The sequence below is a fragment of the Streptomyces sp. NPDC003720 genome, from assembly GCF_042875075.1.
Lineage (GTDB): Bacteria > Actinomycetota > Actinomycetes > Streptomycetales > Streptomycetaceae > Streptomyces.
In genome coordinates, this window is the sequence record NZ_JBIANZ010000013.1 from 98,906 (window position 1) to 111,749 (window position 12,844).

The following is a 12,844-nucleotide window of genomic DNA, read 5'->3' on the forward strand; positions in this document are numbered from 1 at the left end:
GTACGGGGCACGGCGTGTTCAACCCGCCGCGGGTCGGCCACCGGACCACCCCATGGGACATCGGGGCCCGCCTGGCCGCTCCTGCGCGGGCCAGGAGGGCGGGCGGCGGCCGGGTGGAGAAGGCCTCGCGGAGGCCTTCTCCACCCGGGCGGTCACTTGGTGAAGGTGAAGTACTTCCAGGCACCGTGCGTGGTGGAATTGACGCTGTCGCCGGATGAGCCGTTGACGTACGACGAGCGCATGCGGGCGCGGACGCCGGCTGTGCCCGCTGCCTCCAGGCGCACGGCCGACTTGCCGCCTGATCCACGGGCGAAGTACTCCGAGCCGGAGTCGTGCCAGGAGCCCTGGTAGTAGACCTGGAGCTGGAAGCGCTGCTTGCGGCCGGCGTAGTAGGTCATGGTGGTGGTGAACACCGGGTCGGTGTTCTTGTGGAAGTAGTAGTAGGTCGTGGAGCCGATCCGGCCCGTCTTGTAGTGCTTGGAGACGCTGGTGGAGACCTTGACCTGGGCGTACGCCGTGGACTTGACGGTCTTCGACGCATAGCGGGCGTCACCGGCGAAGACCGCGGTGACGGCGGTGTCGCGGGTCATGTCGACGGTCGCCGACAGGTTGCCGCCGGAGTTGACCTTGGCCGTCTTCAGCAGCTTCTTCGGCTTGTCGGAGCCGAAGGGATCCGCGTAGATGGAGACGGTGCGGTTCTTGTACGTGCTGCCGAGGTGCGCGGTGAAGGTGACGTCCTTGCCGTACGCGTACAGCTTGCCGTTGTTGTTCAGGGTGAGCGACGTCGCCTTGCGCGAGACGTCCACCGCGTCCGAGCCGGAGACCGGTGCGTGCGTGGCGTCGCCCGCGTAGGAGACCTTGTAGGTGACCTTTCCACCGGCGGGCGGGGTGTCCGTGAAGGAGAAGCCGCCGTCCGCCTTCGTCGTGACGTTGGCCAGTGCCTTGCCGTTCGGAGAGTCGACGTCGGTACGGGTCACCTTGAGGGCGGTGCCGGCGGCGAGCGGCGTCCTCGAGGTCAGCTTGCCGGTGACGGTGAGTTTCTTGTCCCGTTCCGATTTGCCGGGGGCCGAAACCTTGAGGGTGGGCAGCTCCTTGGTCGGGTCGGTCAGGGTGCGCAGTGTGTACGTGCCGTAGGTGTTCTCGGAGACTGCGAAGACGCGGCTCGAGTCCGGCGCCCAGGCGAGCGCTCCGTCCACGAGGGTGTCGGCGCCGCTGCTGTTGCCGGTGTTGGGGAAGTCGTACTCCCGCACCGGTACCGGCTCGCCGGAACGGTGGATGTGTACGTCGGGCTCGTACCAGGAGGAGCTGCCGCCCGCGACGCTGCCGTCGGGCGCGACCCGCACCGCGTTCGGGTAGGGGTCGATGGGGTAGCCCGGCCGCTCGGTGAGATCGGTGGCCGAGTAGGCGCCGATGCCGTAGCCGTACTCCGGGTCGCCCCACGAGGTGAGTACCTGCTCGCCGTCGGGCGTCAGGTCCAGCTGCTTCACGGCGGTGTCCATGTCGCCCTTGGCCCGCAACGTGGCCCCGTCGGCCGAGACGTGGTACACGGCGAGACGGCCACCGTTGCCGGCCACCAGGACGCCGGGCACGGCCGGGTCGGACGCCAGGAACATGCCGAAGGCGCCGAAGAAGTCGACGTCGCCACGCTGATCGAGGTGCAGGACGGGTTCGGGGCCCGAGATGTCCAGCGAGCCGAAGTTCGTGCCGTGGGCGAACCAGATACGGCCGTCCACCACCTCCAGGTCGCCGGGAGCGACGCCCAGCGGATAACTCGCCGTCTGCGTGTACGTCTTCGTCTCCACCGAGATGATCCGGTTGCCGTTCCTGACGGCCGCGTACACCTGGCCGGAATCGGCGGAGAGCGCCAGACCGGTCACGCCGGAAAGGCCGGTGAGCGTCGCCTTCACCGTGCCGCTGTAGTCGGTGACGACGATCTTGCCGCCGGACGGATCGGAGACGTAGACCCGCTGGTGGGCTCCGTCCACGATGATGTCGCCGACCGCCTTCACCGGAAGGACCTTTGCCGAGTCGGCCGACGCCGGCCCCGCCATGCCCCCTATCAGGGACGCGGAACCAAGGACGACCGAAAGTGCCGTCGCGATCGAGATGCTGCGCCTGCGCACAGTGCTGTGCCCCCCACAGAAGAAGCCCGGTGGTGTCCGGGCGGTAAGAAACCGCGGCGCGTCTTACCTGCCCCCTCCGACGGGTGCCAGGACGCTGCCGCAGACGAAGCGTATGGCATGCCAGCGACAATCGCGGCCCGTACAAGCACGACCGTATGAGGGGCTGGCGGGGAGGCTGCGCAGCGACCGCGACTCCCGTCCGTGGGGATCCCTCCGGTGACGTGCCGTACGCACGAACGACATGCCACGATCAGGAATCCCGGCCTCGCCGCGCTGCGTCATCCGAACGCGATGACCACCGTAGGTCCCAGTCGTCTCCGCGTGGGCGGAGCAGATGCCACTACGGTAACGCCCATGACTGGCAACGGATTCTGGACTGTCCCCGCAGACCACATGACGACCGGTAGTGGTACCCGCTATGAACTCACCGTCGTGCGGCCTCCTGTCACCGTCGATGCCGGGGACCTGCCGCCCAACGATGCCGTTGCGGCCCTGGAGTTCGCCCGCTCTCTCGACATGATCGATGAGGTGCTGGAAGACCTCGGGCCGCGTCAGGGCAGCGACATGCTCACCGTGCGCACACGTGCCGACCTGGACATCGTGCAGGTGGGGGTGTGGGGGAACGTCATGTCGGTATCGGACCCCGGCTATGCGGATGACGGCAATGACACCCCGATGCTGTATCAGGCCGGGCTGCTGCGTGAACGCTTCCCCGATGCGCTCCTCGTGGGTCGGGTGGAGGTGCACTGCGGGGCCGAGCACACCGAAGACCTCGTGATGCTGCCGGGCGGCCCCATGTTCCACGCGTGCGGATGGCCGGGCGGTGAACCGTTCGTCGTATCGGGTGATTCGGCCGCCGTCATGGCGGCCTGCGGTGTCACCACCGAGCTGCTGGAAGACCTGGACGTCATCTTCGACCTCGACGACGACCCGAACCAGAACGACTGGGGGGCGCTGGCGACGGCGTGCCTGGGCGATGCGGACCCGTGGGGACGGTCGGGTCTCTTCTCGTCGTCGCTGCGGGTGAGGCACACGGACGTGGCGACCAGCCGTATGGAGTCCCTGTTCTTCACCCGCTGATAGATCGTCAACTCTCTCTGGGGTATCGAGGTGACGCGCCGACGCCGTCTTAACTACTCCTTACCTGACGGCAGTTGAGGCTAGGGTGGCAGCGCGGCGCGTACATGCCACGGGGGCCCCATGGCGTCGCCCCACACCCCTGGCCCCACCAGAGGGAAGACCACACTCTTGAATACAGCACTGCGCATACCCGAGCGGTGGCGCCTGGCGGGTCGCGTCCTGGCCGCGTTCGGGATCGCCTCGGCGGTCACCGTGACCGGCCTGCCCGGCGTCGACACCTCCGGCACCGCAGTCGCCGCCGGTCCCGCCGTCACCACCAAGATCCGTCCCGGCGCGAAGCGCTGCGACGAACGCAACCTGGGCAAGACCTACGGCACCACGCCGCGCGACTCCGGGTTCCCCAACGACCCACTGGGTGGGAACTTCAACGCCTCGTCCAGCCTGCCGAAGAACTTCAACTACAAGCTCCCCGGACGAGCGTACGACGGGCTCGGGCCCCCGACGGCGGCGGACAAGGCCAAGGCCATGTCCAAATTCCCGAACAACACGGAGAAGAACTACAAGGCGTGGCAGAAGGTCGCCGACGCGTCCGGTGACCCCGCTGACCGGGCCATGGAGATCTATGCCCGGTTCTTCAACAACAACGAGGGCCTGACCTTCGACCACTGGTTCGAGAACCGGTACATCCGGAATCAGACCAACAACTCCAAGGGCTCCGCGTTCGAGCGCCAGTTGGTCAAGGACTTCCGTCTCATCGGTCCGGACTGGCTGTGCGAGGTCACCGTCGACCTCATCGACGCGCAGGGCAACGTGGTCGACTCGCGTCGCTACGACGCCTACAACAAGAAGTCCAAGGAATTCAACGAGTTCAAGTCCAACAGCGAGCTGACGAACAAGCAGCTCGGCAAGGATCGCAAGATCGCACGCCTGATGCCGGACCACAAGTTCCGCTTCACCGGCGCCAAGCCCTTCACCGACGGCCAGAAGAAGAAGATCAACGACTTCAACCGGTACGTCTCCCGGCTGCGCCCCGGCGCCGTCAACCCGGTCCGCGGCAATCAGCGCCTGTACAACTCGATCCCGCAGACCACCCCGATCCGCGGCTACTCGCGCTACGACCGGTGGTTCGCCCCCGGATGCCAGGGCGCCGGCACCACCACCCTCGCCTCCCTCGGCTCCGCGTCCACCTGCGGAACCCGCGGCCCGCTCAACGAGCGCATCAACAACTCCGGCCGCACCCTGAACGAAGCCAAACAGATCCAGGCCGGAGCGCGCCGCTTCGACCCGCGCGGCACTCTCCCGCGCGGCGGCCCGGGCGGCGTCGACTTCACCACCATGGAGCTCCGGTACGTCGGTGGCCTCGGCAAGGGCAAGGGCATGCAGTACTCCATGCGCGCCGACCAGATGCCCGACCCGGACAACGACCCCGGCTACGGCGGTCAGACCCGCATGAACCTGTCCTCCGACGCCCTGTTCACATGGCTGGCGCTCACCCCGGACAAGTTCTGGGTGAACCTGAACCCGGACCAGCCGGACAAGGTCATGGACGCCACGTTCGGCAAGACCGACGCAGGCCGCGTCCTCCTCGAAGCCGACCTCATGATGAAGCACGACTTCGCCGAGGCCCTCAATCCGGACAAGCACGTGGAGGGCAAGCGGTACTGGGACACCGCACCCCGGCGCAACGGCATCCCCTGCTTCCCGGGCACCCGCTTCTGGATCGAGCCCGAGCCCGCCAAGGTACGCGAGCAGGACGGCGGCATCTACATCCTCGACTCGCCGATGAAGGTCTCCGACCAGTGGCTCGACGTCGACTACCACGTGCCCGGCTCGACCGAGTGCACCGACCTGACCAAGGCCGAGAAGACCGCGATCGAGGACAGCGTCCGCCTCAACGTGATCCCGCTCATCCAGGACCGCGTGAACAAGGACCCCAAGTACGCCGACCTGCGCGCCGTCTACAACGCCCGCGTCGCCGCCGAGTACATCCGCCAGCAGGACGCGAAGTCGCCCAACGACTTCCACAAGATGATCAACTCGAACGACGTGTCCGCGTGGCCGCTGCGAGCCCCGAACCAGAACTGGACCCGCGACCAGGTCTGGAACCGGTACATGGACTCGATCAAGAAGGGCATCGAGTGGTTCGAGCTGAAGTACGGCGGCAAGGTCTACCAGCAGGGTGTCGGCGGCGTCGACTTCTCCAAGCAGCCCAAGCAGAACATCACCCGCACTCGCTTCAACGTCGAGAACCGCGACCTGGACAACACCACCCGCAACTCGACCAAGTCGGATGACGCGTCCTACCGGGACACCGACACCCTCTACCTCGGCGGCGGCCCGGCCAAGGCCAACGGGAGTGACCCGGGCGGCGACCCCGCCCCGACGCCGAAGCCGACCCACACCGGCGGCGGCAAGCCCACCGGCAAGCCGACCGACCCCGTCACCCCGCAGCCGACCCGGAGCGGCGGCGGCCAGGCACCGGCCACCTCCGCGCCGAACACCCCCGATCCGGACGGCGACCTCGCCCACACCGGCAACACCGTCCCCATCGGCCTGATCACCGGCATTTCCGCCGCCCTGGTCGCAGCCGGAGGCACCCTGTGGTGGTGGATGCGCCGCCGCCGCACCACCGGCTGAAATCCCCCACCAGCGTCCCAGAGCGCGCCGACCACGCGAAGGGGCTCCCTCCGGCTGCACGGGACGCTGCCCATGAATCCGCCCCGCTGAATCATCCAGCGGGGCGGATCCGCGTGGTGGGGTGGGGGAGGCGGGTGCCGGCGGCGCGCTCCGAACCGCCCGCGTCCACGGGACCGTCCGCGCTGCGTGACCGGTCGCCTCGGTCGGCTGGAAGCACGGACGCGACACCCTGCCACCCGCCCCCGCACACTGCCCGGACGAGCCCCCGCACACTGCCCGGACGAGCCCCCGCGCCCACTGGCGAGCTCAGGTCTGACGACACATCACTCGATATCGAGGGGGCCGATGCCCCAGGCCGACGGCCCGGGGCTCATACACCCTCAACTGTCGGGTCAGTGTCCGGAGCCGCCGGTCTGGTAGTGGCCGCTGATCTGGTCCCGGTAGGCGGGGTCGCCCAAGTGCTTGTCCTCATCGAACTCCGGCGCGCTCTTGATCTGTTCCTTGGAGCGGGCGACGCTGACGGTCCTCGCGTCATGGTCGATGTTGGTGATCGTCGCGGCCGGGAGCAGGACCTTCTTGCCGAAGATCCAAACGCCGGTGTCGACGACGATGTACTGCGACCCGACGTCGCTTGAGTGCTTGTCGACCTTGCCGATGCCGCCGTCCGTTGCCTCCACCGCGTAGCCGGTGAGATCGGCGTCAGGAGTGTGGCCTGCCGTGGGCGCGTAGTTCCACATGTTCTCAGTCATGCTCGTCCTCCGTTGGTGCTTGTCGAGGAATGCGCGCATCCCCGGACTGCGTCTCGGGAACTCCATCTGTCCGTGAAGCGCAGTGGCAAACACGTGAGGCCGACATCTCGGGCAGGCCGTGCGAGGGCTGGGAAGGGGCCCCTGGCGACCAGTACCCGCGTAGGGTGCTCCAGTGTTCAATCGGCTTGAGGTCAGCATGTTGTCGGCGGGTCCCCGATGGGCTGCCCAGCTGGAGCCCCGGATCGACGGCGAGGACGTGGTGGCCGAGGCGGTCGGAGGGGGAGGCCGTGGCCCCTTCACGGACGAGGCGCTGCCCGCCGACGGTCGCGCTCCGCTCTGGGCGACCGGCGAGGGCCGACGCGTAGTGCTGGGAGAGCCCGAGTGCACAGGCGGATGCTGCGGCTACCTCTCCGTGTTCGTGCAGCGTCACGGCGGGATCGTGGAGTGGTCCGACTGGCAGGTGCCGACCGGCAGGGCGCAACTCCCAGGGTTCTGCTTCCACGCCGATCAGTACGACGCGGAACTGACCAGAGCAATGAGAGAGAGGCCGCCGCAGGTCTGAGGAGTCATTGACGCGCACCGGTTCCGCCCTGGGAGTGTGTGGCCGTCAAGCTGTGCCAGTGGCTGAACGAGTACGCGTTCGTGAGATCGATGACGATGAGGACCGGCGTCTGCTGCGAGTCATTCGGCGAGGCACCGGTTCGGTCGAAGTGCACGGGCGGCCGGCAGATCAGGTCCCGCCGGCCTGAAGGATCGCGGTGCGCAGCAAGTTGGCCATCGATCGGCCGGCCACCCGCAGGGGTTCCGGATCACGTGCGGCGCGGCTGAGCATGAAAGCCCCTTCCAGCATCATGACCATCGAGTACGCGAGGGACTGCGCCGTCTTCGGTTCGGCCACCCAGCGGCCGAACCACTGCGTAGCCGTGCCCACCCACTGCTCGAAGACCTCCGCCGTCGCGACCCGCAACACCTCATTGCTGCTCGCCACTTCGAGGGCCACTGTTCCGATCGGGCACGCGTCGGCATAGTCCGCCGCCGCGAGGTCGTCGGCAGCCGCTTCGAATGCACGCTCGAGGGACTCCACCGGGTCCGGCACGCTGTCCAGCAGAGCCAGGACCATTCGGCCGTACTCGGTGCCGGACGTGCGGATCATGTCCTCGGCCAGTTGCTGCTTACCGCCGGGGAAGAAGTGGTAGATCGAGCCGAACGGTGCGTCCGCCTCTGCTGCGATCCGCTTGAGGCCGGTGGCCGAGTAGCCGTGACGGCGGAACAGCACTGCAGCGGCACCCTGGATTCTGGCTCGTGTGTCCGTTTGTCCCATTGTCTTCCACTCCCTCCTCCTCCAAGATTACAGTAGAACGATCTATCAAGAAGGGGGTCGACGATGCCGAGTATCGAGTTGTCTTACGGACCGATCGACTACCAGGACACCGGCGGTGAGGGGCCTGTGCTGGTGTTCGGCCACGGCCTGCCGATGAACGAGACCCAGTGGCGCAAGGTGGTCCCGCTGCTGGACGGATACCGCTGCGTCCTGCCCACGCTGCCCCTGGGTGGCCACCGCCGGCCGATGAACCCGGATGCCGACCTCTCCCAGCGCGGTGTCGCCCGGCTCCTGGGCGAGTTCATCGAGAAGCTGGGCCTGGGCCAGGTGACCCTCGTGCTCAATGACTGGGGCGGGGGCCAGTTCCTGATCTCGGAGGGGCAGGACCAGAAGATCGCGCGCCTGGTGCTGGTGGCCTGCGAGGCCTTCGACAACTTTCCCCCCGGGCCGGCCAAGGCCATGGCCCAGGTGTGCAGGGTTCCCGGCGGCGTCTGGCTCCTGACGCGCCTCATGCGCGTTCCTGCCTTCCGCCACAGCCGGGGCGGATACGGAGGGATGAGCCTGCGTGGGATTCCCGACGAGATCATGGACGACTGGTTCGCTCCTGCCACCCGTAGCAGGGCCATCCGCAGGGACTTCGCCAAATTCGCCACCGGGGCCCCCGGGCGCAGGACCTTGCTCGCCTGGAGCGAGCGACTGCGTGACTTCGACCGCCCGGTACTGGTCGTCTGGGCGACCGAGGACCGGTTGATGCCGCGTGAGCACGGCCCCCGGCTGGCCGAGCTCTACCCGCAGGGCCGGCTGATCGAGATCACCGGCTCGTCCACCCTCGTCCCCGAGGACCAGCCCGAACGACTCGCCCAAGTACTCACCGACTTCCTGATCCACACCGGAGCGGAACCGTTCAGGCACGTGTCCTGAGTGCGGGGGCGGACGAGGTCAAGGGATGGACGTCTCGTTCGCGGAGCTTGTGACCACGCATGCAAGGGGTCGCGTCTGGTATCGCTCGCTGCCCCAGATCATCATTTTTGTCCCCTCGCTTCCGCGTCCTTGCATACATGAAGAGCCGAATACACGGTGACAGCGCGGTCAAGCCGTGGCCGACGTGGGAGCGAGGCGAACACGATGAAGGTGAGCGACAAGAGGCTGCCGGTGACATCAGGTGTCCACCAGGTGTCGGTGATCAGCCTGTCCGGGCCGCTGGATGCCGACCACTGCGTCCCACTCATGCGAAGTCTGCGGAAGGGGCGCAGCAACCGCACGGAACGGCAGGGACAGCCACTGATCCTCGACATGGCCGGTGTGCCGCTGATCTCCGCCTCTGCCTGCCGCACCCTTCAAAGGGCCATCGAACGTGACCATGCGCCGCTCCTGGTGATCGCCGCGCCACCACGAGTCCGCAGAGCCCTCGACCACCACGAGATCACCGGCATGCGCCAGTACCGCACCCTTGCCGAAGCCCTTACCGCGCTGTCCGCACCGGGCGACATGTTGACGACGGACAGGATCCCGCCCGCCCCTGAGCCGGAGGAGCCCGAGGTGCTGCACGAGCAGATGCTCGACCTGCAGGCCAAGGCCCGCACCAGCGGCATGATCGGCGTCGCCCAAGGCATCCTTCTGACCCGCTACGGCCTGTCGAAGCCCTCCGCCGCACTCGACCTCCTCAAGGAGACCTCTCAGCACTTCAACGTGCCGCTGCGCGTCCTCGCCTCCGCCGTCATCACGGCTCCACCGCCACGACACGCCGATCAATGGTTCTTCGGGCGCACCACTCGAACCGCGCCACCGGTGGCAGGGTTCCTGCGCGCCCACCGCGTGAAGCCTTCCCAGCGGCGCCAGGTGCTGATCGCGACCATCTCCAAGGCGGTGACCGTGACCGACGCGGACGCAGCCGAACTGCACCTCAAGGATGCGGCGCAGGACGACGTACTCGTGCTGGAACAGCACCAGGGGCTGGATGCCGCCTATCGTGATCAAGCCGCCCTCGTCGCCGGCCCGCCCGCAGTATGCGCGCGGGTGCAGCAGCGGTTGGAGCCGGTGACGGTGCCCGACGTCGCGACCGATGCCGCACTGTCAACGCACCCCGTCGGCCGGGCTCTGCTCGAGGCGGGCACCCGGGCCGTTCACGGCCTTCCCCTGATCACGCCCGACGGCCACTGCACCGGGACACTGACCGTCCACCGCTCCCAACCGGGCACATGGCTGTCCGGCTCCCAGCAGCAGACACTGGGCGTCCTCGCGGTCGAAGTCGCGTCATGGAGTTCCTGGTACCGCCGCACGATCATTGTCGATGCCCTCGAGCACCTGCATCAGCACCGCACACACCGCCCCGCCACCCGTTGATCACACATAGGCAAGGCCCGTGAGTATCACTGACTGCGTGCCGCACTCGACGAGCGCGGCGCCCCCCCGTGCCTCTCGAGGCCACCTCGCAGCGCGTACGGATGTGGTCGCCGCGTTGGAAGTGGGCGACGCGAGCGTCGGTTCGGATCAGAGGCTGACGACGACCAGGGCGGTGTCGTCGGTGACCCCTTCGGCGGGGATGAGGTCGTGCATCACGGCGTCGGCCAGTGCTTCAGGGTTGGTGAGCTCCCCGTGGCAGGTCAGAGCATCGGCGAGTTGGCCGAGTCCGACGTCGATGTCCTGGTGCCGGCGTTCGATCAGGCCGTCGGTGTAGAGCAGGAGGGTGTCGCCGTCGGTGAAGGCGCTGACGGCTTCCGGTCGGGGGCTTGGGTCGAAGGCGGCATCCAGCGGCGGATCGGTCGCCTGGTCCAAGAACTCCACCGTGCCGTCGCCGCGCAGGAGGACCGGGGGAGGGTGGCCGGCGCTGGAGTAGGTGATGAGGTGGCGGCTGAAGTCGATGAAGGCGGTCACCACGGTGGTGGACTCGGCGCCGGTGAGGGAGTGCGCGTACCGGCCGAGGACTTCCAGGGCCTGCGCGGGGCCGGCGGCGACCCGGGAGGTGGCGGACAGGGCGCTGCGGAGTTGGCCCATGATGCCCGCGGCCTCGAGGCCGTGGCCGACGACGTCCCCGACAGCGACGGCGATCTTGTCGCCGTCGTAGAGCTGGACCAGGTCGTACCAGTCGCCGCAGACGTTGAGGGAGCCGACCGCGGGCCGGTAGCGGACAGCGATCCGGTGATGGGCGATCGGGGCCGGCACGGGGAGCATGGCGCGCTGCAGCGCGAGGGCGACCTCACGCTCCCGGGCATGGGCGCGACGCAGGCGCTCGTTGACTTCGTGCAGCTGCCGCATGCGGCTGAAGAGCTCGGCCTCGAGCTGGCGTGAGCCGTCCGGACGGCTGGCGGCCCGCAGGAGTTCGGTGACCTCCTCGACTCGGTGGATCACCAGGGCGATGTGGCCGTCGGGGGTGAAGACCGGCGCGTTGACGGGACTCCAGTAGCGTTCCTCCCACTGACCCGGGCGCTGCGCGGATTCCACGTCGTAGCGCTGCAGGTCCATGGTGTCGATCTCATGGTTGGCCAGGACCGCGCGCAGGGATGCTTCCAGGTTGCGGGCGCCGGAGGCCGACGGGTCCTGCGGGTTGTCGGGGAAGACGTCGAAGAGGTAGCGGCCCACCACCTGGTCGCGGCTGCGTCCGGCCTGCCGCAGGAACGCCAGGTTGGCGTCGGCGAACACCAGGTCCGGAGTCAGCAGAGCAACGGCGCCGGGCAGTGCTTGGAAGACTGCCGCGTAGTCGATAGCCATTGAGGCAGGATAAGGACAGGAAGGGTGCGAAAGGGGTTTTGTCGGCGTCATGATTTTACTCGGCCCGGGTACCGGGCCGGCCGGCAGCGCTCCTCCTTTTCTGGGCCCTGCCGGGTCCGGGACCTCCTACTCGGCCAGGCGCCTTCGCTCGTCTCTACGCAGTAGAACGCGTCCGGCTCGGCGAAGACCCCGCCTGCTTCACCACCCATTCCTGAGCCGCGCCACGCCGCCCCGGGCCCGTCCCTCTGGGCGCCAGACCCCGGATGCGCCCAGGCCAGACGAGTGCCAGACTGAGAGCCACGAGCTCGGCCGGCTGTGGCGGTCGACCCTGACCGCCCGCCTTCCCCTCCTCTCGGCTCCGCAGGTCGTCTCGTACTGGGCCTCGGGAGACACGGAGACGCATAGGTGTGGCGTGCGGAGGGACACCCGCCAATCGCGTTCGTACTACGGGGAGTTGCTGTGAGTGCGAAGGACGGAGGGGCCCGTTCAGCAGACGGATGGCTGGCCGGGCGAACGGTCGTGGTCGTGGGAGGAAGTTCAGGGATCGGTCTGGAGACCGCGCGACAGGTGCGTGCGGCAGGCGGTGCAGTGGTGCTCGCGGCACGCGACGCCGACCGGCTCGAGCGGGCGGCGGACGACGTGCGCCCCCTGAGCACGGCCGCGTTCGACGCCCTGGACACCGACCGTCTGGAACGCTTCCTGCACGGACTGCCGGATCCCGTCGACCATGTGCTGGTCACGGCGGGCAGCCCGTCGTACACGCCCCTCGACCAACTCGACCTCACCGACGCCGGACGTGACTTCGGTGGGCGTCTCGCGATGATGCTGGCGGCCGGCCGGGCGAGCCGGGAGAAGGTCCGGCCAGGAGGAACGCTGCTGTTCATCGGCGGCACGGGCGGCCGTCGGCCCGCGGTCGGGATGGCCGTGACGGGCGCGCTCACGGCGGCGCTCCCGGCGCTGACCGCGAACCTGGCACTGGAGCTGGCCCCGGTCCGGGTCAACCTCATCGCGGCCGGGTTCGTGGACACACCGCTCTCGGCCTCTCTGCTGGGTGACCAACTCGAAGCGCGTCGGGAACAGTTGCGGAAGACGCTACCCATCGGGCGGGTCGTCGGCCCGGCCGATGTCGCGGCCCTGGCTCTGCACATCATGGCCAACGGCGCCCTCACCGGCGCCACGTACGACATCGACGGCGGCCAGCAGTTCGTAGCGCACTGACCATCCGA

9 protein-coding genes are annotated in these 12,844 nt (G+C 68.2%); 5 read left to right on the forward strand and 4 right to left on the reverse strand.

Going from position 1 to position 12,844, the window contains the following annotated elements:
* Positions 1 to 152: 152 nt before the first annotated feature.
* On the reverse strand, positions 153 to 2,009 hold the full coding sequence (locus ACFYU0_RS31235) for a YncE family protein (protein ID WP_389305487.1): 1,857 nt from the start codon (positions 2,007 to 2,009) through the stop codon (positions 153 to 155).
* A gap of 468 nt (positions 2,010 to 2,477) precedes the next feature.
* Here ACFYU0_RS31235 and ACFYU0_RS31240 point away from each other — a divergent pair, with 468 nt between their 5' ends.
* Together ACFYU0_RS31240 and ACFYU0_RS31245 are read left to right on the forward strand one after the other, a co-directional pair.
* Complete coding sequence (locus tag ACFYU0_RS31240; protein WP_389305489.1) at positions 2,478 to 3,203, forward strand: DUF6333 family protein; 726 nt, start codon at positions 2,478 to 2,480, stop codon at positions 3,201 to 3,203.
* Positions 3,204 to 3,371: 168 nt separating this feature from the next.
* The gene (locus ACFYU0_RS31245) at positions 3,372 to 5,840 is read left to right on the forward strand and encodes a hypothetical protein (RefSeq protein ID WP_389305491.1); all 2,469 of its coding nucleotides are present in this window, start codon (positions 3,372 to 3,374) and stop codon (positions 5,838 to 5,840) included.
* 392 nt (positions 5,841 to 6,232) lie between these two features.
* Here the strand turns inward: ACFYU0_RS31245 and ACFYU0_RS31250 are convergent, their stop codons facing one another.
* Positions 6,233 to 6,589: a PRC-barrel domain containing protein gene (locus tag ACFYU0_RS31250; RefSeq protein ID WP_351668490.1), complete on the reverse strand. Its 357-nt coding sequence runs from the start codon at positions 6,587 to 6,589 to the stop codon at positions 6,233 to 6,235.
* A gap of 730 nt (positions 6,590 to 7,319) precedes the next feature.
* Complete coding sequence (locus ACFYU0_RS31255) at positions 7,320 to 7,865, reverse strand: TetR/AcrR family transcriptional regulator (protein WP_351668486.1); 546 nt, start codon at positions 7,863 to 7,865, stop codon at positions 7,320 to 7,322.
* 108 nt (positions 7,866 to 7,973) lie between these two features.
* Here ACFYU0_RS31255 and ACFYU0_RS31260 point away from each other — a divergent pair, with 108 nt between their 5' ends.
* Together ACFYU0_RS31260 and ACFYU0_RS31265 are read left to right on the forward strand one after the other, a co-directional pair.
* Positions 7,974 to 8,831, forward strand: a complete 858-nt coding sequence (locus tag ACFYU0_RS31260; RefSeq protein WP_389305493.1) for an alpha/beta fold hydrolase — start codon at positions 7,974 to 7,976, stop codon at positions 8,829 to 8,831.
* Positions 8,832 to 9,035: 204 nt separating this feature from the next.
* Positions 9,036 to 10,253, forward strand: coding sequence for an ANTAR domain-containing protein (locus tag ACFYU0_RS31265; protein WP_389305495.1), 1,218 nt, complete (start codon positions 9,036 to 9,038; stop codon positions 10,251 to 10,253).
* Positions 10,254 to 10,400: 147 nt separating this feature from the next.
* Here the strand turns inward: ACFYU0_RS31265 and ACFYU0_RS31270 are convergent, their stop codons facing one another.
* Complete coding sequence (locus ACFYU0_RS31270) at positions 10,401 to 11,618, reverse strand: PP2C family protein-serine/threonine phosphatase (RefSeq protein ID WP_389305497.1); 1,218 nt, start codon at positions 11,616 to 11,618, stop codon at positions 10,401 to 10,403.
* Positions 11,619 to 12,143: 525 nt separating this feature from the next.
* On the opposite strand from ACFYU0_RS31270, the gene ACFYU0_RS31275 reads away from it, so the two are divergent.
* On the forward strand, positions 12,144 to 12,836 hold the full coding sequence (locus tag ACFYU0_RS31275) for an SDR family oxidoreductase (protein ID WP_389305499.1): 693 nt from the start codon (positions 12,144 to 12,146) through the stop codon (positions 12,834 to 12,836).
* Positions 12,837 to 12,844: the final 8 nt, after the last annotated feature.

Coding starts and splice junctions, on each gene's coding strand:
- ACFYU0_RS31250 (WP_351668490.1), bottom strand. CDS start 6,589: ATGACTGAGAACATGTGGAACTACGCGCCCACGGCAGGCCACACTCCT.
- ACFYU0_RS31265 (WP_389305495.1), top strand. CDS start 9,036: ATGAAGGTGAGCGACAAGAGGCTGCCGGTGACATCAGGTGTCCACCAG.
- ACFYU0_RS31260 (WP_389305493.1), top strand. CDS start 7,974: ATGCCGAGTATCGAGTTGTCTTACGGACCGATCGACTACCAGGACACC.
- ACFYU0_RS31240 (WP_389305489.1), top strand. CDS start 2,478: ATGACTGGCAACGGATTCTGGACTGTCCCCGCAGACCACATGACGACC.
- ACFYU0_RS31270 (WP_389305497.1), bottom strand. CDS start 11,618: ATGGCTATCGACTACGCGGCAGTCTTCCAAGCACTGCCCGGCGCCGTT.